31 protein-coding genes and 1 riboswitch are annotated in these 23,829 nt (G+C 43.6%); of the genes, 8 read left to right on the forward strand and 23 right to left on the reverse strand.

What is annotated here, in order from left to right; genetic code table 11:
* Window positions 1-73 precede the first annotated feature (73 nt).
* The 13 genes from spoIIIAH to CJU60_RS06325 form a co-directional block, all read right to left on the reverse strand.
* Entirely contained in the window at window positions 74-724 is a 651-nt protein-coding gene (spoIIIAH, locus tag CJU60_RS06265; RefSeq protein WP_024122016.1) for a stage III sporulation ratchet engulfment protein SpoIIIAH, read from the reverse strand.
* Window positions 725-1,414: a stage III sporulation protein AG gene (gene spoIIIAG, locus CJU60_RS06270; RefSeq protein ID WP_095713261.1), complete on the reverse strand. Its 690-nt coding sequence runs from the start codon at window positions 1,412-1,414 to the stop codon at window positions 725-727.
* Window positions 1,407-2,027 (reverse strand): stage III sporulation protein AF, encoded by a 621-nt coding sequence (spoIIIAF, locus tag CJU60_RS06275; protein WP_044154638.1) that lies wholly within the window; start codon window positions 2,025-2,027, stop codon window positions 1,407-1,409. Before spoIIIAF ends, spoIIIAG begins: the two co-directional genes overlap by 8 nt.
* A gap of 13 nt (window positions 2,028-2,040) precedes the next feature.
* Window positions 2,041-3,240: a stage III sporulation protein AE gene (spoIIIAE, locus tag CJU60_RS06280; protein ID WP_069487194.1), complete on the reverse strand. Its 1,200-nt coding sequence runs from the start codon at window positions 3,238-3,240 to the stop codon at window positions 2,041-2,043.
* 18 nt (window positions 3,241-3,258) lie between these two features.
* Window positions 3,259-3,654 (reverse strand): stage III sporulation protein AD, encoded by a 396-nt coding sequence (spoIIIAD, locus tag CJU60_RS06285; RefSeq protein WP_081638335.1) that lies wholly within the window; start codon window positions 3,652-3,654, stop codon window positions 3,259-3,261.
* A 12-nt stretch (window positions 3,655-3,666) separates the two neighbouring features.
* On the reverse strand, window positions 3,667-3,873 hold the full coding sequence (spoIIIAC, locus tag CJU60_RS06290) for a stage III sporulation protein AC (RefSeq protein ID WP_003153142.1): 207 nt from the start codon (window positions 3,871-3,873) through the stop codon (window positions 3,667-3,669).
* Window positions 3,874-3,895: 22 nt separating this feature from the next.
* Window positions 3,896-4,411, reverse strand: coding sequence for a stage III sporulation protein SpoIIIAB (spoIIIAB, locus tag CJU60_RS06295; RefSeq protein ID WP_024122020.1), 516 nt, complete (start codon window positions 4,409-4,411; stop codon window positions 3,896-3,898).
* Window positions 4,405-5,328, reverse strand: a complete 924-nt coding sequence (spoIIIAA, locus tag CJU60_RS06300) for a stage III sporulation protein AA (RefSeq protein ID WP_095713262.1) — start codon at window positions 5,326-5,328, stop codon at window positions 4,405-4,407. Before spoIIIAA ends, spoIIIAB begins: the two co-directional genes overlap by 7 nt.
* Window positions 5,329-5,403: 75 nt before the next feature.
* A complete protein-coding gene (locus CJU60_RS06305; protein WP_010334901.1) occupies window positions 5,404-5,685 on the reverse strand; it encodes a YqhV family protein in 282 nt (93 codons plus the stop codon).
* A gap of 143 nt (window positions 5,686-5,828) precedes the next feature.
* On the reverse strand, window positions 5,829-6,386 hold the full coding sequence (efp, locus tag CJU60_RS06310; protein ID WP_024122022.1) for an elongation factor P: 558 nt from the start codon (window positions 6,384-6,386) through the stop codon (window positions 5,829-5,831).
* A gap of 24 nt (window positions 6,387-6,410) precedes the next feature.
* Window positions 6,411-7,472 carry an aminopeptidase PapA gene (gene papA, locus CJU60_RS06315; protein WP_095713263.1) on the reverse strand — a complete coding sequence of 354 codons (1,062 nt, stop codon included), beginning with the start codon at window positions 7,470-7,472 and terminating at the stop codon, window positions 6,411-6,413.
* 2 nt (window positions 7,473-7,474) lie between these two features.
* Window positions 7,475-7,915, reverse strand: coding sequence for a type II 3-dehydroquinate dehydratase (gene aroQ / locus CJU60_RS06320; protein WP_024122024.1), 441 nt, complete (start codon window positions 7,913-7,915; stop codon window positions 7,475-7,477).
* Between the two features lie 87 nt (window positions 7,916-8,002).
* A complete protein-coding gene (locus CJU60_RS06325) occupies window positions 8,003-8,536 on the reverse strand; it encodes a YqhR family membrane protein (protein WP_024122025.1) in 534 nt (177 codons plus the stop codon).
* 231 nt (window positions 8,537-8,767) lie between these two features.
* On the opposite strand from CJU60_RS06325, the gene CJU60_RS06330 reads away from it, so the two are divergent.
* The gene (locus CJU60_RS06330; protein ID WP_095713264.1) at window positions 8,768-9,721 is read left to right on the forward strand and encodes a DUF1385 domain-containing protein; all 954 of its coding nucleotides are present in this window, start codon (window positions 8,768-8,770) and stop codon (window positions 9,719-9,721) included.
* A 39-nt stretch (window positions 9,722-9,760) separates the two neighbouring features.
* Window positions 9,761-10,156, forward strand: a complete 396-nt coding sequence (locus tag CJU60_RS06335; protein WP_044154629.1) for an SA1362 family protein — start codon at window positions 9,761-9,763, stop codon at window positions 10,154-10,156.
* On the opposite strand, the gene CJU60_RS06340 is transcribed toward CJU60_RS06335, so the two are convergent.
* From CJU60_RS06340 to lipM, 3 genes are all read right to left on the reverse strand, one after another.
* The gene (locus CJU60_RS06340; RefSeq protein ID WP_024122028.1) at window positions 10,153-11,028 is read right to left on the reverse strand and encodes a patatin-like phospholipase family protein; all 876 of its coding nucleotides are present in this window, start codon (window positions 11,026-11,028) and stop codon (window positions 10,153-10,155) included. The genes CJU60_RS06335 and CJU60_RS06340 overlap by 4 nt on opposite strands.
* 126 nt (window positions 11,029-11,154) lie before the next feature.
* Window positions 11,155-11,583, reverse strand: a complete 429-nt coding sequence (gene mntR / locus CJU60_RS06345; protein WP_010334908.1) for a transcriptional regulator MntR — start codon at window positions 11,581-11,583, stop codon at window positions 11,155-11,157.
* Between the two features lie 100 nt (window positions 11,584-11,683).
* Complete coding sequence (gene lipM, locus CJU60_RS06350; protein ID WP_024122029.1) at window positions 11,684-12,520, reverse strand: octanoyltransferase LipM; 837 nt, start codon at window positions 12,518-12,520, stop codon at window positions 11,684-11,686.
* Window positions 12,521-12,710: 190 nt separating this feature from the next.
* Between lipM and CJU60_RS06355 the strand changes: the two genes are divergently transcribed.
* The gene (locus CJU60_RS06355; RefSeq protein ID WP_095713265.1) at window positions 12,711-13,091 is read left to right on the forward strand and encodes a rhodanese-like domain-containing protein; all 381 of its coding nucleotides are present in this window, start codon (window positions 12,711-12,713) and stop codon (window positions 13,089-13,091) included.
* A 34-nt stretch (window positions 13,092-13,125) separates the two neighbouring features.
* Here the strand turns inward: CJU60_RS06355 and gcvPB are convergent, their stop codons facing one another.
* The 3 genes from gcvPB to gcvT are packed head-to-tail and all read right to left on the reverse strand — an operon-like array spanning window position 13,126 to window position 17,063.
* Complete coding sequence (gcvPB, locus tag CJU60_RS06360; protein ID WP_095713266.1) at window positions 13,126-14,607, reverse strand: aminomethyl-transferring glycine dehydrogenase subunit GcvPB; 1,482 nt, start codon at window positions 14,605-14,607, stop codon at window positions 13,126-13,128.
* Window positions 14,600-15,946: an aminomethyl-transferring glycine dehydrogenase subunit GcvPA gene (gcvPA, locus tag CJU60_RS06365; protein WP_095713267.1), complete on the reverse strand. Its 1,347-nt coding sequence runs from the start codon at window positions 15,944-15,946 to the stop codon at window positions 14,600-14,602. The genes gcvPB and gcvPA overlap by 8 nt, the downstream gene beginning before the upstream one ends.
* Window positions 15,947-15,974: 28 nt before the next feature.
* Window positions 15,975-17,063 carry a glycine cleavage system aminomethyltransferase GcvT gene (gene gcvT / locus CJU60_RS06370; RefSeq protein ID WP_095713268.1) on the reverse strand — a complete coding sequence of 363 codons (1,089 nt, stop codon included), beginning with the start codon at window positions 17,061-17,063 and terminating at the stop codon, window positions 15,975-15,977.
* A 172-nt stretch (window positions 17,064-17,235) separates the two neighbouring features.
* Window positions 17,236-17,337, reverse strand: a riboswitch (glycine riboswitch).
* 168 nt (window positions 17,338-17,505) lie between these two features.
* On the opposite strand from gcvT, the gene CJU60_RS06375 reads away from it, so the two are divergent.
* From CJU60_RS06375 to sinR, 4 genes are all read left to right on the forward strand, one after another.
* Window positions 17,506-19,179, forward strand: a complete 1,674-nt coding sequence (locus CJU60_RS06375) for a DEAD/DEAH box helicase (RefSeq protein ID WP_059293610.1) — start codon at window positions 17,506-17,508, stop codon at window positions 19,177-19,179.
* A 19-nt stretch (window positions 19,180-19,198) separates the two neighbouring features.
* Entirely contained in the window at window positions 19,199-19,993 is a 795-nt protein-coding gene (locus tag CJU60_RS06380) for a YqhG family protein (protein ID WP_024122035.1), read from the forward strand.
* Between the two features lie 183 nt (window positions 19,994-20,176).
* A complete protein-coding gene (gene sinI, locus CJU60_RS06385; protein ID WP_095713269.1) occupies window positions 20,177-20,350 on the forward strand; it encodes an anti-repressor SinI in 174 nt (57 codons plus the stop codon).
* 33 nt (window positions 20,351-20,383) lie between these two features.
* Window positions 20,384-20,719, forward strand: coding sequence for a transcriptional regulator SinR (gene sinR, locus CJU60_RS06390; protein ID WP_003226345.1), 336 nt, complete (start codon window positions 20,384-20,386; stop codon window positions 20,717-20,719).
* Between the two features lie 93 nt (window positions 20,720-20,812).
* Here sinR and tasA read toward each other — a convergent pair whose 3' ends face one another.
* The 3 genes from tasA to tapA form a co-directional block, all read right to left on the reverse strand.
* Window positions 20,813-21,598: a biofilm matrix protein TasA gene (gene tasA / locus CJU60_RS06395; protein ID WP_095713270.1), complete on the reverse strand. Its 786-nt coding sequence runs from the start codon at window positions 21,596-21,598 to the stop codon at window positions 20,813-20,815.
* Between the two features lie 64 nt (window positions 21,599-21,662).
* Window positions 21,663-22,247, reverse strand: a complete 585-nt coding sequence (gene sipW / locus CJU60_RS06400; protein WP_059293608.1) for a signal peptidase I SipW — start codon at window positions 22,245-22,247, stop codon at window positions 21,663-21,665.
* On the reverse strand, window positions 22,219-22,980 hold the full coding sequence (gene tapA / locus CJU60_RS06405; RefSeq protein WP_095713271.1) for an amyloid fiber anchoring/assembly protein TapA: 762 nt from the start codon (window positions 22,978-22,980) through the stop codon (window positions 22,219-22,221). Before tapA ends, sipW begins: the two co-directional genes overlap by 29 nt.
* A gap of 277 nt (window positions 22,981-23,257) precedes the next feature.
* Here tapA and CJU60_RS06410 point away from each other — a divergent pair, with 277 nt between their 5' ends.
* Window positions 23,258-23,581, forward strand: a complete 324-nt coding sequence (locus tag CJU60_RS06410) for a YqzG/YhdC family protein (protein WP_024122040.1) — start codon at window positions 23,258-23,260, stop codon at window positions 23,579-23,581.
* Between the two features lie 42 nt (window positions 23,582-23,623).
* Here the strand turns inward: CJU60_RS06410 and CJU60_RS06415 are convergent, their stop codons facing one another.
* Entirely contained in the window at window positions 23,624-23,803 is a 180-nt protein-coding gene (locus CJU60_RS06415) for a YqzE family protein (RefSeq protein WP_003236949.1), read from the reverse strand.
* Window positions 23,804-23,829: the final 26 nt, after the last annotated feature.

A 23,829-nucleotide genomic window follows, 5' to 3' on the forward strand; every position in this document is an offset into this window, starting at 1 on the left:
CGGACTTTTGAATTCAACTCTAATATGATTGGCATGCAAAAAGCCCGCGTTTCGGCGGGCGGTTGTTCATTAACTATTTGGAAGGCTCAAATGTGACAGCAACGTCTTTCATCGTTTTAATTTCTTTGGCAACAAGGTCTATGATGGCTGTAGCTTTAGATTTGGAGTGTTTGTCAGACTTGACCGTGATGTTGATTTTGTCTCCTTCCGCATTTACGAGGGCATCTTCATAGCCTTGTGTTTTAATCAGTGTTTCAAGCTGTTTTTCTGTTCCTTCCGCTTCACTAAGGGCTGTCATTTTATCATATGCTTCGCTCTTTTCCTTTGCTGTTGCATCGTCGCTGGATACGATCGCATTCAGTTCTTCCCTTTCCTTGCTTCTGGCATCCTCTAAATCAAGGCGGTACGTTGTGAAGAGATCATCATCGGCGGTTTCGGTCACAACCGTTCCTTTTTCACTCGCTTCAGCGGAAGTTTCTTTGTCTGATGAAGAATCTTTCGTACCCTTTGTTCCGTCTTCTTTCTCTGTTTCAGCACCGTTTTTTTCCTTTGTGTCTTCCTTGGCAGGTGTTTTTTCAGTTGCTACCTCACCGCTGTCTGACGGGCTTTTTTCACTTTGCATCTGCACCGCGTTTTTACTTTCCGGCGACATGATATAATAAACACTTAACACCACAACAAGACTGAGCATTGTTAACAGCCAAACGGTTTGTTTTTTGAGCATTTATGAATCCTCCTTTATTTTTTTAGGGGCAACCGCAACCCGGTGGCTTGGAACATCCAGGACCCGTGTCACCGCTTCAATAATGGTTTGTTTTATTTGAACGTTGTCCACTCCTTGAGCAACAACGAGTACACCGCGTATATCAGGTTTTTTCGTTTGAACGACAACAGGGGTTTCTTTATCCCCATTCCTGATCATGACGATTTCTTCCTCTGATGTTTGATCCGTCACACTTCTAGTTCCGCCTTCTTTGTCTGTTTCCTCAGTTGTTGTATTTTTGCTTGATTTGTTTTTTTCATAAACCTTCAGTGACGTTGCGTCTACATTGACCACAACCGAGACATCCTCCACGCCGATAATGGTTTCAAGAATTTCCTTCAGCTGGTTTTCATATTCTTTTTCATAATCGCCAATAAAGTTTTTAGGATCATCAGATTTAGAGGCTTTAAACACTTCAGCTGTTTTCTCTTTGCTGTCCGCCGAATCAGCTGATGCCGGTGCTGTTATGGTCTGGGCGTTTTCCGTTTTCTCCGGTGAAGAAAAGAGCTGGCTGACAAGCATAAAAGAGACGCCGAGAACAAAAACGAACAGAAAGTAATGATATTTGGTCAGCTTCGGTTTTTCGCCGTCCTTCGATTGCCCCGGAAGAAACTGCTTTTTCAATACGTTCCATAATCCGTTTTTATTCATTGCCGATCCTCTCCCCGCCTTCCATATGAACCGTAATTTTCTCACTGCCGATTTCCCAAATGTCCGCAAGCTTTGTCTCAATCTGTTTAGCTTCTTTTTGTTCCGCTTTTTCTTTCGTGACGTATGCATGATCCGTATTAATGTCGATCGGCGCGACCGTTTGGACCGTTTTTTCAGAAGACGGGGCCATATACACGCTGATTGTTTTGATATCCTCTTCTGAATCTACTTTTTCTCCTGCCGTGATCTTGATTTGGTCTACTTTATATTCGTCATGACTGAACATCTCCTCCGCTTTCTTTTTTAGTTGGACAGCCATTTCTTCTAAAATATATGCGCGCTGGGAAGCTTGTATTTCTATTTTTTTTGAATTGATCTGATTTTTTATTTCGGCAGATTCCGATTGCCCGTTTTTTGTGAGGTATTCAAAGATGACTTCGGGGTCTGTTTTGAAAAGCTTAAAGATTGGAGTAAGCATGACGACGATCAGCAGCAGGCTGACTACCATTTTTGCGTACTTTTGCATGCTGGAGCTCGGCAGCAGCATATCAATAACGATTGCAAATAGGATAAATAAGACGATGCTGGTAAGCCATTCAGTTAAAAAACTCATCCGTCAGCCTCCTTTATTTCATCATCATCGTGAGGTTTCCGGCAGTAATAATGACGGTAAGGCTTAAAAAAAACATGAGAGACACAATAGCGAGAGCCGCAAAAATATAAATGACGCTTTTGCTGATGACATCGAGACAGGTAATGACCGGACCGCCGCCGAGCGGCTGGAGAATCGCGGCTGCCAGCTTGTAAATAAAAGCGAGAGAAAGCACTTTGATTGCCGGGAAAGCCGCAATACAAATCAAAATGGCGACACCTAGGATTCCTACCGTATTTTTCAGCAATAAGGAAGCGCTGATCACCGTATCCGTTGCGTCAGTAAACATTCTTCCAAGAACAGGAATGAAGTTGCCGGTAATAAACTTAGCCGTCCTGAGCGTAATGCCGTCTGTCACTGCCGCCGAGGCACCCTGCACAGAAATGACGCCGAGAAACACAGTGAGAAAGACTGCCAGCGCTCCGATGGCAATATTTCTGAGAAGATTGGACAGCTGCGTTACTTTGTATTGTTCAGTCATTGTACTGACGATGCTCAGAATTGCTGATAAGAAAATCAGCGGCATGACGATATTTTGAATCAGCAGACCGCTCGTATTCATTAGAAAGAGAATAACAGGATGAAAGAAGGCCGCAGATACAGCTCCTCCAGAGGAAGCCAAAAGCGCCAGCAGGAGAGGAATGAGAGCCAAAATAAAACTGGTCATCGTCTGAATCGCCTCTGTCGCATAATTGATCGCTACATGAAAGCTGTTCAGTGCAAGGATAATCAGCACCATATAAACAATTGCGTAGGCAACCTTGCTGACTGTGCTTTGCTGAAATGCATTTTGCAGAAGCTGAAGAATGACGCAAAAAATCGTTAGCAAAATCAACGTGCCGAGAAGCTTTCCATTGGCAAGCACTTCATGAAACAAATAAGAAAAGAGAGCCTTCAGCCATTCTTGCGGTGAAAAAGATTTATCGCCGTTTATAAACTCAAGCAAACTTCCTTTTTGACTTTCCGGCAGAAGCCCGCCGTACTCCGTCATTATGTCATTCCAAAATTCACCGATCTTGTCTGTTTCAAGCGACTCTGCCGTTTTTTCAGCCAATTGCTCCGGTGTTTCGGTATGTTCTTCTGTTTGGACCGAGTCGTCTGCTGCTTGTACAATTTCTGTGCAGCCGAATACGAGCAGCACCGCAAGAACCAACGCCCATCGAAAACGCTTCAATCTGCCGCCTCCTTTCGGTTATGACATGGAAGGTATAAGTCCGAGAATCGTTTCAATAATCACGGTTAAAATAGGAACAGCCATAACGAGAATCAGAATTTTCCCCGCCAATTCTATTTTCGAGGCGATGGCCCCTTGACCGGCATCCTTGGTGAGCTGCGCCCCGAATTCAGCAATATAGGCGATTCCGATAATCTTTAAAATCGTTTCAACATATACCATGTTGACATTGGCGTTAACGGCTATTTTTTCAATCATTCTGATAATGTCGTAGATTTGATCTACCAAATAGAGAAAAATAACACATCCGGCAAATACGACAATTAAAAAGGCAAATGTCGGCTTTTGTTCTTTTACGATCAAAGAAAGGAAGGTGGCGATCAGCCCTAAACCTACAATTTGAACAATGTCAATCTGTAAGCCCCCCTATCCTTGAAATAAAAACACAGCTTTTATCTTTTTAAAGAGGTCATCCACAATGGTGGCGACCATAAATAAAATATAGATAAAACCTAACAGCGTCACCCACTGGGCGTATTCTTTTTTTCCCATCTGATCCAAAATCGTGTGTAAAAAAGCGACCACGATTCCCACTCCGGCGATTTGAAAAATGACATTAACGTCTACTCCCATTTTATTTTTGCTCCCCTCACGTTTACATCAATAGAAGAATGAGTAACAAGCCCGCTAAAAAGCCTAAACTTTTTATCATCTTTTCATTTTTCGCTTGTGCCTGCTCAGCATCCGCTTCTGATGCCTCTAAGTGTGTAAGTGCCAGCTTGATATGTTTTTGCTGTGAGATTCGATCGTGAATCCCAAGCGTCTCGCCGAACTGCTTCAGCACATCATATTCGGCTTTTTTCAGTGACATGTTGTCCCACACTTTTTTTAAGCTTTGCTCCCATGCCGTTTTAGCGGAATCACTGCCTTTCTCCAGCTGTTCGCTAAAACTGAGAAACAGAGCCGAAACAGGCTGTGCAAGCTGTTTTGCGATCTGCTGCGAAGCGGTGTGAAGCGGTGTATGGCCGTACATAATTTCTGCCTCAAGGGATTGGAGCGCCGCGCGCAGCTGACGAATTTGCCTTGGCCGTTCTGTATAAATTTTCGCCGTCTCGAAACCTGTCCATGTTGTCGCAGCTACAATGAATACAGCGCCTAACAGCTTCAGCATGTTTTCACGTCCCTCGTTCCAGAAAGCACGTTTCCGTCTTTGTCATAAATACGGCTTACCGTGCCCGGCCCCTTCGTTCTGGATAATTCCAAATAGCGGTCAAAGGCTTTTTCTTCCCACAGACGCTTTAATGAAGGCCGCTTCATCAGATCAGAAATACTCCAGCCATGCGCGGATACGATGACCGAAACACCGGCATGCAGCGCCTCGAGAAGTGCTTCTGTATCCTCCGTTCTTCCGATTTCATCAACAATTATCACCTCGGGACTCATTGACCGGATCATCATCATCAGCCCTTCTGCCTTCGGACAGGCATCTAACACGTCAATTCTCTGTCCGAATTGATGCTGCGGAATGCCGCGCAGGCACCCGGCAATTTCCGACCGTTCATCGACAATGCCTGTCTTTACGGGCGAAATGCGGTTCTTGCCGCTGCTCGCAAGTCTGGCAATATCACGAAGCAGCGTTGTTTTGCCGGTTTGCGGCGGACCGATAATCAATGTATTCAGCCAGCCGTTTTGATGCAGATAAGGCAGCAGCGGTTCTGCAATTCCAAGCTTTTGCCGGGCAATTCGTATATTAAAAGACGCAATGTCACGGAGGCCCTTCACCCCTCCGTTTTCTGTAATGACTCTGCCTGCAAGTCCGACTCTGTGGCCGCCCCTGATGGTGACATACCCTTTCTTCAGCTCTTCTTCGAGCGTATACATACTATAATTGCTCAGCCGGCTGAGGATCAGGTGGGCATCCTCGGCCGTGCCCGCATAGGACAAAAAAAGAGGTTGTCCTTTTCGTATCAGTTCAACAGGGCGGTTAACCCGAATTCTGATTTCTTCGATTTCCAGCCATTGATGTTCCGGTATTTCAGAAAGGGCGTTTTTCATGGATTCAGGGAGAACGTCAGCAATTTCATTCAACAGAGTCTCCTCCTTTCTACCGATCGGCTTCTTTAAAATGTATGATGTGAGGCAGACTTTATGACAAGCCTCTCTTTATTTGTGGACACCCGCTAAAATCAACACGACACCCGTAAAAATCAAGATCAGTTTTGCATATGACAGCTGCCCGGCAATTTGGTAGATTCCCACAGTCATGGTGATGATAAAAATCAGCGGACCGACAATAGCAAGAATGCTGTTGACCACAACCGCTTTGCGGACATCATTTGTCACAAGCATCACAATCGCGGCCGTCAGCTCAATCATGGAGGATAAAACTCGCAATCCGGCCATTGTCAAAACAGTAGAATTGATATTTCCAAGAAAAAATTTCATAGCACTCTCCCAACCTCCCATTTTTTTATATGATATGCTCTAGCTGTCGGAAGTAGTCTAGCCATTTTCGTATAAAAGAAAGATTCTGTTTTTGCGCACAAAAAAAGCCTGCTCCCAATTGGGAACAGGCCTTTTTTTTCTCCTTACGCTCTTGAAACGTAAGAACCATCTGATGTGTTGACTACAAGAGTGTCGCCTTCATTGACAAAGAACGGCACGTTTACAACAAGACCAGTTTCGGTTTTCGCAGGTTTTGTACCGCCTGATGCCGTATCACCTTTAATACCAGGTTCAGTCTCTACCACTTTCAGCTCAACCGTGTTCGGAAGTTCGATACCGAGTGTTTCATCTTGGTACATCATGATGTGTACAGACATATTTTCAAGCAGATATTTTAATTCCTCTTCAATTTGAGTTTCACTCAGTTCAAGCTGTTCATAAGAACTTGTATCCATGAATACGTGCTGGTCTCCGTTTGCATATAAGTATTGCATTGTTTTTGTTTCGATTTGCGCTTTTGCCACTTTTTCACCAGCACGGAATGTTTTTTCCTGAATCGCGCCAGTACGCAGGTTGCGAAGTTTAGAACGGACAAATGCCGCACCTTTACCCGGTTTTACGTGCTGGAAGTCAACGACGCGCCAAATGCCGCCATCCACTTCGATTGTTAATCCTGTACGGAAATCGTTTACTGAAATCATGTTTAATGTCCTCCTATATTCCAATCACAAAATAATGAGTTCTTTTGGGGAATGGGTAATTGTCCGGTTGCCGTTTTCTGTCATCACGATGTCATCTTCAATTCGGACACCGCCTGTTTCTGGTATGTAAATGCCCGGCTCCACTGTAACCACCATGCCCGGTTCAAGAATAGCTGAAGATCTGACTGACAGCCCCGGCGACTCATGAACTTCCATGCCGAGCCCATGCCCGGTTGAATGGCCGAAGTACTCGCCGTAGCCTTTTGCAGCGATATGATCCCTAGTCAGGGCGTCAGCCTCTTTGCCTGTCATGCCCGGCTTAATATGTTCGACGCCGAGTGCCTGAGCATCAAATACGACCTGATAAATTTCTTTCAATTGATCACTAGGCTGGCCTACAGCGACCGTTCGGGTAATGTCAGAACAATATCCTTTATAGTAAGCGCCAAAATCCAGCGTAACAAGATCCCCGCTTTCAATCAGTTTGTCACTTGCCACTCCATGGGGAAGGCTTGACCGAAGGCCCGAGGCGACAATCATATCAAAAGAAGAGCTGTCCGCTCCTTGGCTTCTCATATAAAACTCCAATTCATTGGCAACAGCTATTTCAGAAATGCCGGGTTTCATAAACGTCAAGATATGGCTGAAAGCATCATCTGCAATCTTCGCAGCTTCCTCTAATATCTTAATCTCTTCATTAGACTTAATCAAGCGCAACTTTTCCACGGATTCAGCCACAGGCACTAATTCAGCCTCACTGACAACCGCGTTGTAGGACGCGTATGTGCCGTAGGTCATACTGTTTTGTTCAAAACCGAGGCGTTTGATGCCGAACTTTTCAATTGTGTCGGCAGTGGTTTGAATCAGGCTGCCGCCGTGCTCAATGATTTCAAAGCCCTTTACCTGAACCTTCGCCTGCTCCGTATAACGGAAATCTGTAATAAACGCAGCCCTGTCTCCGGATATGACAGCTAAGCCCGCTGACCCTGTAAAACCGGTCATATATTGCAAATTGATGCTGCTTGTAATCAGCATTCCGTCTATCCCCAGCTGTTCGAACAAGTTTCTTAATTTCTCAAGTTTCATCTTTATTCTCCCCCTTGCCGGCTTAATAAATAGCGAACAGCAAGCTTGTAGCCTTCAGATCCGAGGCCGACAATCTGCCCTTTCGCAACAGGAGCGATCACTGACTGATGCCTGAATTCTTCTCTGGCGTATAAATTTGATAAATGCACCTCAACCACAGGAGGGCTGATGCTTGAAACAGCATCCCTGATTGCATAGCTGTAATGGCTCAGCGCGCCCGGATTCAAAACAATTCCGTCATATTGTTCCTCAGCCTCGTGTATGGCGTCTATCAAATCGCCTTCATGATTAGACTGGAAAAAAGTAAGCTGAATATGTAAGGCTTCAGCAAATTGAAAAAGATCTGTTTCAATATCTGTCAGTGTGTGACGCCCAAATACATCCGGCTCACGCTTCCCCAGCCGATTGACATTCGGGCCGTTCAAAATCAAAAAATGAGGCACATGGCTCTCTCCTTTTCGCGAGGGTTTCTCATGTAAAAAATGTTCACTTCTCGTGAACATTTTATCATAACAAAAAAGGATAATACACTATTCTCTCTGTGTTCCCAGCGCACGTGCCAGCTTTTCCGAGTTCAGCTCATTATATTCAAATGAAATTGAATATCCGACAAACAGCCCGTAAAGCAGATAGATGCAAATTGTTGTAATAATCGTATCTGATTTCAATTCAGTTACAGCGCGCACATCCTGGAAAATCGGATTAAACACAAAAAACACGAGCAGCCAAAGCAGCAAGCCGTATAACATACCAGGCCACATCGTTTTCAAGCGTTTCAAGAGAAGATAATAAAGAAACGCCCCGCCAATCGAAATGATGCCAATCACAATGATGCTGATAATCGTTCCTAAACCATGTTTCTTCCACTCTCCGAGTACAAACGGCTGCAATATCATATTGGGGCTGATTTCGGAAAAATGAAATAAGTAGGCGATATAACCGACGAAACTCCATAATACGCCTCCGCAAAAACCCGTCGCCGCTACCCTGGCGCCCATTGGCACAGGCGGTCCCTGATCCTCTTTTGTTTGTTCGTTTTGATCTGTATTTTTTTCACTTGTCATAACGGCCACCTCCTTGTTAAAGTGTGCCCAAAAAATGAAATGTCAATAAAAAAGCTCACACATTTTGACAGCAGCGAGTAAAATTTGAAAATAACGGGTATACTGCATGTAGAAAAAGCAAGGCTCTGGCAAATTTTCAGCCCGTCAATCTAGAGGTTTCGCGCTGTTTCCTGTACAATAGAGTGAAAGGAAATAGTTAGCAATCCTAAAGAAATAGGCAGGTTGATGAATATGTCAAAACATAAAATTCCGCCCGCTTACGGCGGGCAGGCGGTTGTGGAAGGCGTTATGTTTGGCGGAAAACACAATTACGTTACGGCCATACGAAGAACAGACGGAAGCATTGATTTCTTCAAGCTTCCCCGGAAACACAATCCGAAGCTGAACAGGGTAAAAAAAATACCATTTATAAGAGGGATCGCGGCTATTATTGAAGCGAGCGCTAACGGCACAAAGCATTTGAATTTCTCGAGTGAACGCTACGGACTTGATCCGTCTGAGGACGAGACGCTTAAGGAAGAAAAAAAAGCCTCGGGGCTGTCAATGTATCTCAGCCTTGCAGTGATCGGCGTCTTATCATTTTTGTTCAGTAAATTCGTATTTACATTGGTTCCTGTTTTCTTAGCTGAACTGACAAGACCGGTTTTTCCATCGGACACAGCGCAAATCGCAGTTGAAAGTCTATTCAAATTGATTTTGCTGCTCGGTTATATTTATTTTTTATCCATGACACCGCTGATTAAAAGAGTGTTTCAATATCATGGAGCCGAACATAAGGTCATAAACTGTTATGAACAGAATTTGCCAATTACTGTAGAGAACGTTCAAAATCAATCACGGCTTCATTACCGCTGCGGGTCCAGCTTTATTTTATTTACCATTATTGTCGGTATGTTTGTATACTTGCTTGTTCCAACAGATCCGCTTTGGTTGCGTGTTATAGATCGTGTCGCTCTCATACCGGTTGTACTTGGGATTTCCTTTGAAGTGCTGCAGCTGACAAATAAAGTGCGTGATATTCCCGGTTTGAAATGTCTCGGGTACCCGGGCCTCTGGCTTCAGCTGTTAACGACTAAAGAACCTAAGGATGACCAAGTTGAAGTTGCAATCGAAAGCTTTAACGAGCTTCTCAGACTCGAAGAAAGATCTGAACAAAAAGAGCAGCCTTCTCACAACGTCATCTAATATCCGTTGCCCTGCTATTACTTTCGGAGGTGGACAGTTATGAATCATCGTGTACAACCTATTATTGCTGTATTAATTGCGCTGGGAGCGTTCGGTTTCCTCTATGTGCTGGTAACCAATCCCGGAGAAATGGCAAAAATGGCGATAACCGTCATCTTGGCAGGTATCATTATTTATTTTATTGTGAAATATGTAATGAAGCGAAATACTGGCAGTGAAGGAGCGGCTTTTAAAAAAGCGGCCAAACAATCGCGGCGCCGGCTGAAAGAACAAAAAGCAAAGCACCGCGCCGGGCATAAAGGACGGGTGAGCCATCTGCGAAGCGTTCCGAGCGCCAGCAAACCTAAGCCGATGATTCTCAAGAAAAAAAGCCAGACGCAGCTGACTGTCATAGAAGGGAAAAAAAATAAAAAGAAAAACAGAGCGCTTTTTTAATAGGTCCACTGCTTTAAAAACTGCTCTGTCCGACTTTTACCTAGCTCAATCAGAGCTAGTTTTTTTTGTTGTGTTAAATGAAATTCGGTCGCCATCACGTTGTCAACCGGAAGAAAAATGATATTTTGCTCATAGCGTGACGCAATATGTCTTGCGTCATGCGCATCCTTCATCGTTTCAAACAGAGCGCCAAACAGTTCGAAAGCGTTTCCGATATTTTTTTTCGGCCGCTCCCTTTCATTCGGCGCAAGCGTCACCCCGATAACAGGTCGTTTTCTTTCTTTAGAAAACAGCCATATGGGAAAATTGCTTAAAACGCCCCCATCCACTACGGTGGCAGTTCCTGTATCTGTTTTTAATTTTATTGGTTCAAAAAAATAGGGAATGCTGCAGCTCATTCTTACCGCTCTGGCAACCGGAAACATATCCGGATTTAACCCGTAGCGGACCAAGTCGTCCGGCAGCACGATCATTGTACCGTTTGTCAGATCCGAAGCGATGAGCCGCAAAGAGCCTTTTTTCAAATCGCCAAAGACGCGTACGCCTTTCGCTCTTAAAAGGTCGGCGATCCACTTTTCTAATGTGTCTCCTTTAAACAAGCCCAAACGCCAGTAAATGGACACCCATTGGAGCATTTTTAAGGGGAGAAATGAGTATCGCTGGTCCAGCAGCCTCTCTCCGTCCACTTCTTCAATCAAAGCGTGAATTTCCTTGCTTGAATAACCTGATGCAATAAAAGCGGCAATAACGGCGCCGGCGCTTGTGCCGGCAAGCCGTGCAAAGCGGAAGCCTTTTTCCTCAAGCGCTTCATAAGCGCCGGCAAGCGCCACGCCTTTTACCCCTCCGCCAGAAAACACACCGTCAATATACATCCCATACCCTCCCCCTCCATCCAATGGCTTACTATCATTTTAAGAAAAAACGCGAAGAAATAGACCAATGAATGAAGCAGGGCGCATTTCATCAAAAAAAGGCGGCCTCCTTTGAGACCCGCCTTTTTACTGATTATGATGTTCTGTTTTCTTTTGGATTGATTTCAGCTCTTTTTTACGCGCATCGTCTTCTTCAAAATATTGAACAAGATCACCGATGCGATCAATGCTGTTCCAGCTTAAATGATGCTCGATTCCTTCGACATCGTTATATATTTTCTCTTCATCAACACCAATGATTCTTAAAAACTGCTCAAGCAATTCATGTCTGTATACTAGCCGTTTGCCTATTTTCTTTCCTTTAGACGTTAGCACGAGACCGCGATATTTTTCATAAATTAAATATTCGTCTTTATCTAGTTTTTGAACCATTTTTGTTACAGAGGAGGGGTGGACTGCCAATGCTTCCGCGATATCAGAAACCCTTGCATATCCTTTTTCTTCAATCAGCATATAAATCTGTTCAATATAATCTTCCATACTTGGTGTCGTCATCGAAACCCTCCCAAAAAGCACCTTAACTTTATAAATCATTACAAGTTTACACTAATGAACTTGAAAAAACAAGGATGCTCTTCAGGCCAAAAAGCCCTTTTTACCGCTTATAATTCCATTCATCAGAAGCATATTTTGTTTCTGCCAAGTCCTGAACAAAATTAAGCTCTTCCTGGGATAATTCGTACGGCTCCAAGTGAATATTCAAGCCGGTTTCAAATCCGGATTTAAAAGCCTTGCGTGCATCGTCCATCGTCACCGGGTGATCGGTGAGTTCATTAATCGCAACCGCTTTATTTTTAAAATTGCGCTGCATCCGCTCTCTGACTCTTTCACTCGGATACAAAAACAGATCAAACAGCTTGTCCTCATCCAAATCAAGCAGAATGGAGCCGTGCTGAAGGATGACGCCTTTTTGTCTCGTTTGCGCGCTTCCCGCCACCTTGCGCCCCTCCACAACAAGCTCATACCAGGACGGCGCGTCAAAACAAACGGATGACCGCGGGTTCTTTAAGCTTTCTTTTTCTTTTTCGGTTCTCGGAATGGCAAAATAAGCGTCCAGACCAAGATTTCTAAAGCCTTGAAGTATGCCTTCTGAAATAACCCGATATGCCTCGGTTACAGTCGCCGGCATTTCCGGATGATCCTCAGAAACGATTACGCTGTATGTCAATTCCTGATCGTGGAGCACCCCTCTTCCTCCGGTCGGGCGTCTGACAAATCCAAGATTATACTTATGTACTGCTTCAAAATTGATTTCCTTTTTAATATTTTGAAAATAACCTACAGAAAGCGTCGCCGGATTCCAGCCGTAAAAACGGATGACCGGAGGAATTTTCTTTTCACTGTGCCAATATAAAAGCGCTTCATCAAGCGCCATATTGAAAGCCGGGCTTGCATTTCCTGAGTCTATAAACCGCCAAGTTTCTTTTTCCATTTTGAGACCTTCCTTACCGTTTTAATAGAATCAGTTTAACAAACTGCCGGGAAAATGAAAAATATTTTAGTTCCATTATGGATGACAATCACGCCGTGCTTTACTATAATAGTATTTGTCGAAAACGTCTCTATGCCCTTGTTTAAAGAAGCAGGGTTTTGATTTTATACGTTAAAGGAGTAGAATCACATTGTCTAATATGATCGTTTTAATTATTTTTGCTGCGTTTATCGTCTATATGATTGCTTCATATGTCTATCAGCAGCGAATTATGAAAACACTTTCGGAAGAAGAATTCCGCGCTGGTTACCGCAAAGCGCAGCTTATCGACGTTCGTGAACCGAATGAATTTGATGGCGGACATATTTTAGGCGCCCGCAACATTCCGCTTTCTCAGCTGAAACAGAGAAAAAATGAAATCCGGCCGGACAAGCCTGTCTATCTGTACTGCCAGAACAGTGTCCGCAGCGGACGCGCGGCACAAACCCTGCGCAAAAACGGCTGCACTGAGATTTATAACCTTAAGGGCGGCTTTAAAAAATGGGGCGGAAAAATCAAAGCCAAAAAATAAAAAAACAGCTGTCTGATATCAGACAGCTGTTTTTTTATTTTACAAGTTCGCTGCTTACGTTTTTCTCGTATCTAAGTACAGGCTGTCTGGCTGCTTTTGTTTCATCCATTCTTTTGACGATTGTTGTATGCGGAGCCTCCTGTACGAGCTCCGGAGTTTCCTCTGCTTCTTTCGCAATTTGGATCATAGCATCAATAAATGCATCCAGTGTTTCCTTGGATTCTGTCTCTGTCGGCTCAATCATGATGCACTCCTCAACATTAAGCGGAAAATAAATTGTAGGCGGATGATAGCCGAAATCGAGCAGCCGTTTTGCAATATCCAGCGTACGCACCCCAAGCTTTTTCTGGCGTTTCCCTGACAATACAAATTCGTGCTTGCAATGGCGGTCAAACGGCAGATCGTAATAAGGGGCAAGCTTTCTCATCATATAGTTGGCGTTCAGCACCGCGTTTTCAGTAACGGCCTTTAACCCGTCCGGGCCCATAGAGCGGATATACGTATATGCTCTGACATTGATGCCGAAGTTGCCGTAATAAGGCTTAACACGGCCGATCGCGTGAGGGCGGTCATAGTCAAAAGTAAATCGACCTTCTTTTTTGATTAAAACGGGTTTTGGCAGATAAGGAATCAGATCTTCTTTTACGCCAACCGGACCTGAACCCGGACCGCCTCCGCCGTGAGGCCCTGTGAAGGTTTTATGCAAATTAAGATGCACCACATCAAATCCCATATCACCGGGTCTCGCTTTACTTAACACGGCATTTAAATTAGCGCCGTCATAATACAGCTTTCCTCCGGCTTGGTGAACGATTTCCGCCATCTCGGTGATCTGTTCCTCAAATAATCCGAGTGTATTCGGATTCGTCAGCATAAGAGCTGCGGTTTCTTCATTCACCGCTCTTTTTAAATCCTCTAAATCAACAAGCCCGTTTTCATTCGATTTCACCGTCACCGTTTCAAAACCGGCAACTGTTGCAGACGCAGGATTTGTCCCATGAGCTGAATCGGGGACAATGACCTTTGTCCGTTTCATATCTCCGCGCGCCTCATGATAAGCGCGGATCATCATCAGTCCCGTCCATTCGCCATGCGCCCCCGCCGCGGGCTGAAGCGTGACCTCATCCATTCCCGTAATTTCTTCGAGATGCTTGCTTAAGTCATATAAAAGCTCCAAAGCGCCTTGCACTGTGTCTTCGTCCTGAAGAGGATGAATCGCGGCAAAACCGGGAATCCGCGCGATTTTTTCATTCAATTTCGGATTGTATTTCATTGTACAGGAACCGAGCGGGTAAAAGCCCGAATCAACCCCGTGGTTCCGTCTGGACAATGCTGTGTAATGCCGCATAATATCCAGCTCAGAAACCTCCGGCAGCTCTGCGTCCTCATCACGGATATAGCTGTCTGACAAGAGGTCCTCCACTTCCATTTCCGGTATGTCAAGCTCCGGCAGACTGTAGCCGACACGGCCTTCTCTTGAAAGCTCAAAAATAAGTGCCTGATCCTGATTATTCATGGCGATCCCCCAATTCCTGAATGAGTGCGTCAATTTCTTCTTTTGTTCTCAGCTCTGTTACGGCAATAAGCATATGGCGGTCAAGCTCCGGGTACGTCAGACCCAAATCGTAGCCGCCGATGATTCCATTTGTCAGCAATCTTTTGTTTACCGATTTCACAGGTTCATCTAGTTTGATAACGAATTCGTTAAACATCGGCCCGTCAAACATTACGGTGAGCCCCGCTTTTTTCGCTTCTTGCTTAGCATAATTGGCTTTTAAGAGATTTTGGCGGGCGATTTCTTTTACGCCGTTTTTCCCGAGAGCCGTCATGGCGACGGAAGCGGCCAGTGCGTTTAAAGCCTGGTTCGAGCAGATGTTTGACGTCGCCTTATCCCTGCGAATATGCTGCTCTCTGGCTTGCAAGGTAAGCACAAAACCTCTTTTTCCGTTTTCATCCTCCGTTTGTCCAACGAGGCGGCCCGGCACCTTTCTCATTAATTTTTTCGTGACGGCAAAAAATCCGCAATGGGGTCCGCCGTATGCGGAAGGAATCCCGAATGGCTGTGCGTCGCCAACCACAATATCGGCCTGAAAAGCGCCCGGCGGGGTCAGAAGTCCCAATGCAAGCGGATTGGCTGAGACAATAAACATGGATTTTCCCTGATGAGCGATCGGCTCAATATCCTTCAATGGCTCAACCAGACCAAAAAAGTTCGGGTACTGCACAATGACTGCCGCCGTATCGTCACAAACGGTTTCGCGCAAAGCATCAAGATCAGTCACTCCATTTGCGGCAGGGACTTCAACAACTTCAATATACTGTCCTTTTGCATATGTTTTCAGCACTTCTCTCGATTCAGGGTGCACGGTTGTTGACACCACAATTTTTTTCTTTTTCGTATGTCCGGAGGCAAGCATCGCAGCTTCCGCCAAGGCTGTTCCGCCATCATACATAGAAGAGTTGCTGATATCCATGCCAGTTAATTCACAAATCATCGTTTGAAACTCGAAAATCGCCTGAAGCTCCCCTTGAGAAATTTCCGGCTGATATGGTGTATAAGCTGTATAAAACTCAGACCTTGAAATGACATGATCCACAATAACCGGCTGATAATGATCATATACACCGGCGCCTAAGAAAGATGCGTATTGAACGGTATCACAGTTTTTAGACGCCAGCTTTGTCAGTTCTTTTGTTAATTCTGTTTCTGATTTTGCCTTTTTGAATTGATACTCTTTTTTGAATCTGACGTTCTCAGGTATATCGGCGAATAAATCATCGATCGTGTTTGCGCCGATGGCATCAAGCATTTCCTGTTTATCCTTTTCTGTCGCGGGCAAATAGCGGTGCTTCATGTGTTGACCCCTCTCCAAAGAAAAATTTTTAGCGTTTATAAAATGGTGTTTTAACTACCTTTGCTTTCACTAATTTTTTGCGAATCTCCACTTCTACAACAGTTCCGATCTCACTCGCTCCAGCATCAACTAAGGCAAGGCCCACGTTTTTCCCCAATGTCGGTGACTGGGTGCCTGTTGTCACCTTTCCGACGGACTTGCCGCTTTGAAACACTTCATATCCGTGTCTCGGTATTCCTTTTTCAATCATTTCAAGACCGACGAGCTTTCGTTTCGCCCCGTTTTCTTTCTGTTCACTCAATACAGACTTCCCGAAAAAATCAGATTCTTTCTTGTGTTTTACGGCAAATCCTATACCTGCTTCAACCGGCGTGATATCCCGAGTCAGCTCCTGGCCATAGAGCGGGAGCTTCGCTTCAAATCTGAGTGTATCACGCGCCCCTAGCCCGCATGGCATAAGCCCGTGTTCTTCACCCGCTTCAATGATTTGTTTCCAAATTCGGACGGCGTCATCAGCACGGCAGTAAATTTCGAACCCGTCTTCACCCGTATAGCCGGTGCGCGAAATGAGTGCTTTGCAGCCGCTGATATTAGCTTCATCAATAAATGCAAATGGTTTTAAAGCAGACACATCTGAAGCTGTCAGATGTTTTAAGATTGTTTCTGCTTTCGGGCCCTGCACGGCCAAAAGCGCAATCTGATCTGACAAATTGTCAATCTGGACATCTCCTGTTGCGTGTTCTTTGAGCCAAGCAAGATCTTTATCTATATTTGAAGCATTTATGACAAGCAAATAGCGGTTTTCAGCTTTTTGATAGATGAGTAAATCATCAACGGTGCCGCCATCCGGATAGCACATCGCGGTATATTGCGCACGGCCGGTTTTTAACGCGGATACATCATTTGTCATCAGCTTTTGTAAAAAAGACAGACTGTCATCCCCCGTGATTTCGACTTCCCCCATATGAGATACATCAAACAACCCGGCTGCTGTTCGGACAGCTTCATGCTCTTTTTTGATTGAAGAAAATTGAACAGGAAGCTCCCAGCCTCCGAAATCAATCGTTTTCCCTCCATATTCCTTATACAATTCAAATAACGGTGTTCTTTTCAGCATCAAATTCCTCCCCTTTTTCAACGGCGCAGCTAAAAAACATACAAAAAAGGACAGAGAAACACCTCATATTAAATGAAGGTTCTCTGTCCTGGCACCTGAAAGTTTACTTTGCAATAGCAAAGACGTCCCCTTTGGTGGCTTGCGCATTTCACACAAACACTCTCCAGAGTTGCGTCGAGCAAGAGTTCTTTTGCCTGAGAGATTCACTCCGCAGTTTGCTCCTTCGGCGCCTGTATCCCGGTTTTCTCGGTCAGGTCTCTCCCCTTGCTGTCATTCGCTCATATTTTCATGCTGTTATGGACATACTATAGCAATATCTTACATCAAATACATACTCATATCCTACCATCATCACTATATGCGGGGCAACAGCAATTTGGGCGGATTTTTCTTATATTGTTCATTTAAAAAATTGAAGAATATGAAAGGCGGTTTCACAGCAATGAATGCAGAAATCACATATGACACAAAATGGCCCGAAGAATTTGCCGAAAGACTGAAAAACGACGGTCCGTGGTCAAACTGGGAGCTGTACAAGCTTTCATCAGAAATCCAGGAAACATTGGCGATTCCTGAATTTGAAGGCTTGCGGGCCCCATTATATCTCCCTTCCTTCACGCCGCTTCCCCATCAGCTTGAGGTTGCGCAGAAGGTTGTTGAAAAAATGAACGGAAAAGCGATTTTAGCAGATGAAGTGGGGCTCGGCAAAACTGTTGAAGCCGGACTGATTCTAAAAGAATATATGATTCGCGGGTTAGCCAAAAAAATTCTGATCCTTGTGCCAGCTTCTCTTGTTTCGCAGTGGGTGAAAGAGCTTCAGGAAAAATTTTTGATTCCGGCTGTTGAACAAAAGAAAAGCTATGTGTGGGAGCAGTGCGATATCGTCGTGTCCTCCATCGATACCGCAAAGCGCTCGCCCCACCGGGAAATTGTGCTGTCAATCCCATATGATCTCGTCATTATTGATGAGGCCCACAAGCTGAAAAATAGCAAAACAAAGAACTATGAATTTGTCCGGAATCTTGTGAAAAAATACTGCCTGCTGCTGACTGCGACGCCAATCCAAAACCGGGTTGAAGAAATATTCAATTTGGTTTCCTTATTAAAGCCTGGTCATTTAGGCAATCAAAATCACTTTCAAGAAATGTTTTCCAAAAAGAAATCCAGCTTAGAAGCACATGATCATTTAAAAGATCTAGTGAATAAAGTCATGATTCGAAACAGGCGGCATGACACCGGGCTGAATTGGAAGCAGCGCCGCGTCGAAACAGTGCCGATTGAATTTTCTCCATCAGAGCAGGCGCTTTACGATGAGATTTCCCGCCTGAAAGAAAGCATTAACAAACCGGCCAGCATGTTCTCCATTATGACACTCCAAAGAGAATGCTGTTCAAGCAGGGAAGCTGTGTACATGACACTGAAAAAAATGCTCGACCAAAAAGAAAAACAGGCACCAGCCATTGATGAACACACCATTTCTATATTAATGGACCGCATCAATCAAGTGACGCAAAATTCTAAAGCGAATCAAGTCGTCGATCTGATTAAAAAGATAGACGATAAAGTCATTATTTTTACAGAATACCGTGCCACTCAAATTTATCTGCAGTGGTTTCTTCAGCAACACGGCATCAGCTCTGTGCCGTTCAGAGGCGGATTTAAACGCGGAAAAAAAGACTGGATGAAGGACCTTTTCCGCGGGAAGGTTCAAGTGCTGATTGCAACTGAAGCAGGCGGCGAAGGGATCAACCTGCAGTTTTGCAATCACATGATTAACTATGATTTGCCATGGAATCCGATGCGGCTTGAACAAAGAATCGGAAGAATCCACAGGCTCGGGCAGGAGCGTGACGTCCATATTTATAACATGGCTACCAAACATACAGTGGAAGAGCATATTTTAAAGCTTTTATATGAAAAAATTCATTTATTTGAAAAAGTGGTCGGCGAGCTTGATGACATTTTAACAAAAATTCAAGTCAACAATTTTGAAGAGCACCTGCACGATATTTTGTACCATTCGGCAACCGAAGAAGAAATGAAAATTAAAATGGACAACTTAACCTCATTTTTGTCTTATAAAAAACAGCAGCCCGCTGAAAAAAGAGGTTCTTAGCCGCAAGGAGGTTTTACAAGTGAGACAGCAAGAGGTTCACCAATTTCTGCTTCGTTTTTTCCAGGCAAACAGCTGTCCGATCATCGACCAAGGACCCGGTTACATGACGGTTCAGCTTACAGTTGAAATGGACAAACAGATCATGAATCGGCCTTTTTACTGGCACTGGCGCGAGAAGACCGGCGGCGACCCGAATCCGATGAAAATGACGTTCATTACAGATAAGGAATCTGCTCCAAAAGACCTAGATGGCGAATTTATTTATTTCGGGGCGCCACGCCTTTTTCAAATATTTAAAGCAGTTAAACAAAATGGGAGATTTACCAGAATGTATGAGAAAATTGAATCAGCCGGAGCGAAAATTCCGCTTCAGCCTTGGCTTGGTATAAATGTCATGATTTCATACCAGTCCGACATGAAAAAGGATAAGCTATTGTCACTAGGTCTTCACCTTGTCTCTGGAACCATGATTGAAGATTTTCAAAGTAAGCTCGTACAGCTTTCATTGACATCACAAATATGTGACTATTGTTTCACCATATCGCCTATGATTAAACCTGAAAGCGGTCTTAAGCGGATGGAGAGCTACATTACTCAAGCCGCTATGCAAGAACCGTCAGACTGGGCAGAGCAGGCGGTAAACAGGTGGCAAAATGATATGAAATTGCTTGATCAGTTTTATGAGCATACAGAAGAAAAACCAGAAGAGTACCACCTTGAAAAACAGGCGTTAAAAGCCTTGTATCAACCAAAGATATCAGTTCAGATCGAGAATGGCGGATTATTTTTTCTGCAAAATAATATTTCGAGCTAACTTTTTTCAGATTCGACATCGTTCTCGTTTTTTTTGGAAAAATGCTATTATAATAAAGGTATATTGGAAAAAAATTCTGGCTATTCAATTGGCAAATGACTTCCAGAGACCACAGAAGGCGTACAATGGTCATGGCCGGACTGGCTGAAATACATAAACAAGTATTTTAGGAGGAGAAACTGCATGAAAAATGCAAAACAAGAGCACTTCGAATTAGATCAAGAATGGGTTAAATTAATGATGGAAGCCAGAGAAGCAAATATCAGCCCTGAGGAAATACGCAAATATTTACTTTTAAACAAAAAGTCTGCTCATCCTGGTCCGGCAGCCAGAAGTCATACCATAAATCCTTTCTGAATGTGCTATAATATCACAAGGAAGGTGATGACATTGATTGGCCAGCGTATTAAACAATACCGTAAAGAAAAAGGCTACTCACTATCAGAACTAGCAGAAAAAGCTGGGGTAGCGAAGTCTTATTTAAGCTCAATAGAACGAAATCTACAAACGAACCCCTCCATTCAATTTCTCGAAAAAGTCTCCGCTGTTCTGGACGTCTCGGTTCATACTTTGCTTGATGAAAAACATGAAACCGAATACGATGGTCAATTAGATAGTGAATGGGAGAAATTGGTTCGCGATGCGATGACTTCTGGGGTATCGAAAAAACAATTTCGTGAATTTTTAGATTATCAAAAATGGAGAAAATCCCAAAAAGAGGAGTAGTGCCTGAGCAGAGGCACTTACTCCTCTTTTGTCAATGAACATAAGAATGGCTCAGTACGCATGTACTGAGCCACCTCTTTTTTCTATTTTCTATTAATGTTTATCCTCGCTATGCGCTTTTTCATTTTCTTTAATGTAACCGTCTTTATCAGTATGTTCCTTTTTGATTGTCAAGCCATTCCACTGTGTTGCTTCGAATGAGAATTGAAGCTGTAATGAGTTGCCTTGATATTTATTTTGAACCATTTGTCCCTTTTCATCTTTTGTTTTATCGTCTTTAAATTGAATTTCCATTTTAACCTGGTCAAAATCAGTCGGTGTTTTTGGAACGCCGTCATATTCAGGAGCGGTTTTACCGTCAATTGTCGCTATATTGACTTTTCCGCTTGCGTTTAAGAATTTAGGATCAATTCGTTTTTTAATTTTTTCAGTCGCCGCAGCATCATTCTTAGAGGACATTAAATATAAGTCTTTGAGGTTGGCATCATCTAAAATGATGTTTTTCGGATAGCCATTGCCTCCCTCTTTGCCGACTGTCAATAATGTAACCTCAAACTGGCTGAGAAAATCTTCTGGGGATGTATTACTTCCGCCGTTTGCTTTAAATTCTCCATAATTCAGCGCCATTAATACCTCTTTGATCGCAAGTGAGCCGTTATTTTCGAATTGGAAATCTTTCGTCAATTTATCTCCCGGCTTTAGATTTGATAAGTTGACACTGGCTGAATTTTCTTTCGCTGCTAAATCAAGCGTACCTGATGCAAAAGTAGCATCCGTTGATTTAATGTCGTTAAATGCTGCCCATGTTCCTCCTCCTACTAAAGCTAACCCTAGTGCTGCTGATGCAACTCCTAAACTCAATTTCTTTTTCATACCCATGGTAAACTCCCCTTTTATTGAATGATTATATTATCGAAACCTGTTGCCAGGTTTACAACTGATGTTAAGTGGACATCGTATTGTCCTTTGTCTCTGTTTCCAAGGCTTTCGTCTTTCTTTCAATCTCCCTGATCGCACTGCTGATTGTCACAAAGGAGTAGATCAGCAGCATAACGCCGGGAACAATCAGTAAAATAGCAGTGCCGATCGGCTGACTGGCAAAATGAAGCATGTAGCCGGCATAAGGAAGCTGAAAACCTGTATATTGCGCGCGGACATTTTCATCCGACACAGGCGCAGAATCAGCTGCGGCGTTATTATCCCCTTTTGTTTGGAATAACAAATGATCGCCTTGCTTTTTCATATCAATAATTCTATGGGTCACCGCTGTGTCTGCATCCTGCATAAATGTGATCACGTCGCCCTTTTGGAGCTCTTTCACATCTGTGATTTCTTTAACGAGAATTAATGAGCCTGTTTTAAATTCAGGGTCCATTGAGCCAGACAGTACTGATTTCAGCGTGTATCCGAACACTGCCGGCTCTCCCCCGGATGAACGTGTTGATATGACAACTAGCGTTAACACAATAATCAGAGTAAAGATGATTACGTAAAGGATATTACTGATCAGCTTTAATGCTTTCTTCATCCTCTTCCCCGCTTTCCTTCTGAACTGGTTGATTTTCTTTGTCTTCAGTTACGGCTTTGTCAGCTGTTTTTTCTTTATCTGTTTTGTCTTTTCTGTCACTGTCTGCTTGATTGTGCTGATTTTTCACAGCCGGCTGACTTTCCTTTTTCGGTGCTGTCGGTTTTTCGTCACACTTCGCTATTGTCATTGGTTCCGACCACTCAGACTTGCTGCCGTCCGCCGGATAGCCGGCCGGTTTATATACTTTAAACACATAAATGCCGGATTTCACTTTTTTATTTGTTTCAATTTTGTAAAGTGATTTGCCTATTTGGGTGGGAACGTATCCTTTATCTATTACGTTCCCGTCTTTTAGCGGTTTGCGGGTGTTTGCCAGTTTATGAAGCTCCCACTTCCATTTCGATTTCTTAAGTTTCTCGCCTCTGTTTTCCAGCTCGGCAAATAGACGAACAGGGGAACAGACAGTACCTTTTGTATCTGTTTGATTCACCACGTGTAAATCACTTTGGTCCCACCGTTTATCGTAATGACAGTTTTTATCTGTATGCTGAAAGTTCTCACACGTTTGAAGCGAAACATCAAAGTTTTCAATATCATAAAAAGCAGCGCTTGTATCTCCGGTAAATTGTAAGCATATGGCGGCTGTCAGACTGAATATGGCTGAAAGCTGAAAAACAAGCAGCACTCTTAATTTTGTCTTAGCCTTATGCTGATTGCGGAACAATCGAAACATACCTTACCCCCTGTAAAACACTGTAACTTGATGTGACAAATCGTTCTCTTTTAAGAACCACACAAACTGAGTATAATCAACGATTGAAGGATTTAAAAACACCAAAATCCGCCATTTTGTTCGTTTAAAAGAATGTTTTCATCATATTGCATAGCCTTACTCAATATTGCTCACCTTTTTAAGTTTTTAGAATTTTTTGGGATTGTTATGTGAGAAATTAAACGCATATCCGGTTAACATTTGGCAATAATAAACAACAAAGAAAGGGTGACGGCTTATGATCAAACAATGTGTGATTTGTCTGTCTCTTCTCGGTTTCGGCACCAGTGCCGCTCAAGCAGAAGAAGGGCCGCTTGTAACCGCCCGCCACATGTCAAAATGGGAAGAGCTTGCTGTAAAAGAAGCAAAAAAAAGGTACCCGCTCGCACAAGTACTGGTTAAACAAAAAGTTTGGGACCGCAAAAGAAAAGACGAAGCTGTGAAGCAATATCATTTAACCCTGAGAGAAGGCTCAAAGGAATTCGGCGTGTTTGTCACAATTTCTTTCGATCCTCATAGTCAAAAGGTGAATAAAATTGCAATTTTAGAAGAATATCAATAAGGTCCTCCATGTGAAGGACCTTATTAGTTATATTGGTACAATTTATTTTTTTCTTTTCAGCCATAGCCTAAAACCATAAGGTAAAATACCGAACCAATGCTGAGAAGCAGGAGTTTTTGTTTCTTTTCGAACCTCTTTTCGTTCTTTTCGCTCATCTTTCGGAGTGTCTATATATTTCACAAATTGCTGAGTCATATATTTGACATAATCATTCGTTTTCACGTGATCACCTCATCATTCAGTTATTA

The sequence above is a fragment of the Bacillus sp. 7705b genome, assembly GCF_002289525.1.
In the GTDB taxonomy this organism is placed as follows: domain Bacteria; phylum Bacillota; class Bacilli; order Bacillales; family Bacillaceae; genus Bacillus; species Bacillus halotolerans.

Coding starts and splice junctions, on each gene's coding strand:
- tapA (WP_095713271.1), bottom strand. CDS start 22,980: ATGTTTCGATTGTTCCGCAATCAGCATAAGGCTAAGACAAAATTAAGA.
- spoIIIAG (WP_095713261.1), bottom strand. CDS start 1,414: ATGAATAAAAACGGATTATGGAACGTATTGAAAAAGCAGTTTCTTCCG.
- gcvPB (WP_095713266.1), bottom strand. CDS start 14,607: ATGAATAATCAGGATCAGGCACTTATTTTTGAGCTTTCAAGAGAAGGC.
- gcvPA (WP_095713267.1), bottom strand. CDS start 15,946: ATGAAGCACCGCTATTTGCCCGCGACAGAAAAGGATAAACAGGAAATG.
- CJU60_RS06325 (WP_024122025.1), bottom strand. CDS start 8,536: ATGACAAGTGAAAAAAATACAGATCAAAACGAACAAACAAAAGAGGAT.
- tasA (WP_095713270.1), bottom strand. CDS start 21,598: ATGGGTATGAAAAAGAAATTGAGTTTAGGAGTTGCATCAGCAGCACTA.
- mntR (WP_010334908.1), bottom strand. CDS start 11,583: ATGACGACACCAAGTATGGAAGATTATATTGAACAGATTTATATGCTG.
- CJU60_RS06340 (WP_024122028.1), bottom strand. CDS start 11,028: ATGTATATTGACGGTGTGTTTTCTGGCGGAGGGGTAAAAGGCGTGGCG.
- lipM (WP_024122029.1), bottom strand. CDS start 12,520: ATGGAAAAAGAAACTTGGCGGTTTATAGACTCAGGAAATGCAAGCCCG.
- sipW (WP_059293608.1), bottom strand. CDS start 22,247: ATGAAGAAAGCATTAAAGCTGATCAGTAATATCCTTTACGTAATCATC.
- efp (WP_024122022.1), bottom strand. CDS start 6,386: ATGATTTCAGTAAACGATTTCCGTACAGGATTAACAATCGAAGTGGAT.
- papA (WP_095713263.1), bottom strand. CDS start 7,472: ATGAAACTTGAGAAATTAAGAAACTTGTTCGAACAGCTGGGGATAGAC.
- CJU60_RS06335 (WP_044154629.1), top strand. CDS start 9,761: ATGAATCATCGTGTACAACCTATTATTGCTGTATTAATTGCGCTGGGA.
- spoIIIAH (WP_024122016.1), bottom strand. CDS start 724: ATGCTCAAAAAACAAACCGTTTGGCTGTTAACAATGCTCAGTCTTGTT.
- gcvT (WP_095713268.1), bottom strand. CDS start 17,063: ATGCTGAAAAGAACACCGTTATTTGAATTGTATAAGGAATATGGAGGG.
- CJU60_RS06375 (WP_059293610.1), top strand. CDS start 17,506: ATGAATGCAGAAATCACATATGACACAAAATGGCCCGAAGAATTTGCC.
- CJU60_RS06305 (WP_010334901.1), bottom strand. CDS start 5,685: ATGAAATTTTTTCTTGGAAATATCAATTCTACTGTTTTGACAATGGCC.
- sinI (WP_095713269.1), top strand. CDS start 20,177: ATGAAAAATGCAAAACAAGAGCACTTCGAATTAGATCAAGAATGGGTT.
- CJU60_RS06410 (WP_024122040.1), top strand. CDS start 23,258: ATGATCAAACAATGTGTGATTTGTCTGTCTCTTCTCGGTTTCGGCACC.
- CJU60_RS06330 (WP_095713264.1), top strand. CDS start 8,768: ATGTCAAAACATAAAATTCCGCCCGCTTACGGCGGGCAGGCGGTTGTG.
- spoIIIAF (WP_044154638.1), bottom strand. CDS start 2,027: ATGAGTTTTTTAACTGAATGGCTTACCAGCATCGTCTTATTTATCCTA.
- spoIIIAB (WP_024122020.1), bottom strand. CDS start 4,411: ATGCTGAAGCTGTTAGGCGCTGTATTCATTGTAGCTGCGACAACATGG.
- spoIIIAC (WP_003153142.1), bottom strand. CDS start 3,873: ATGGGAGTAGACGTTAATGTCATTTTTCAAATCGCCGGAGTGGGAATC.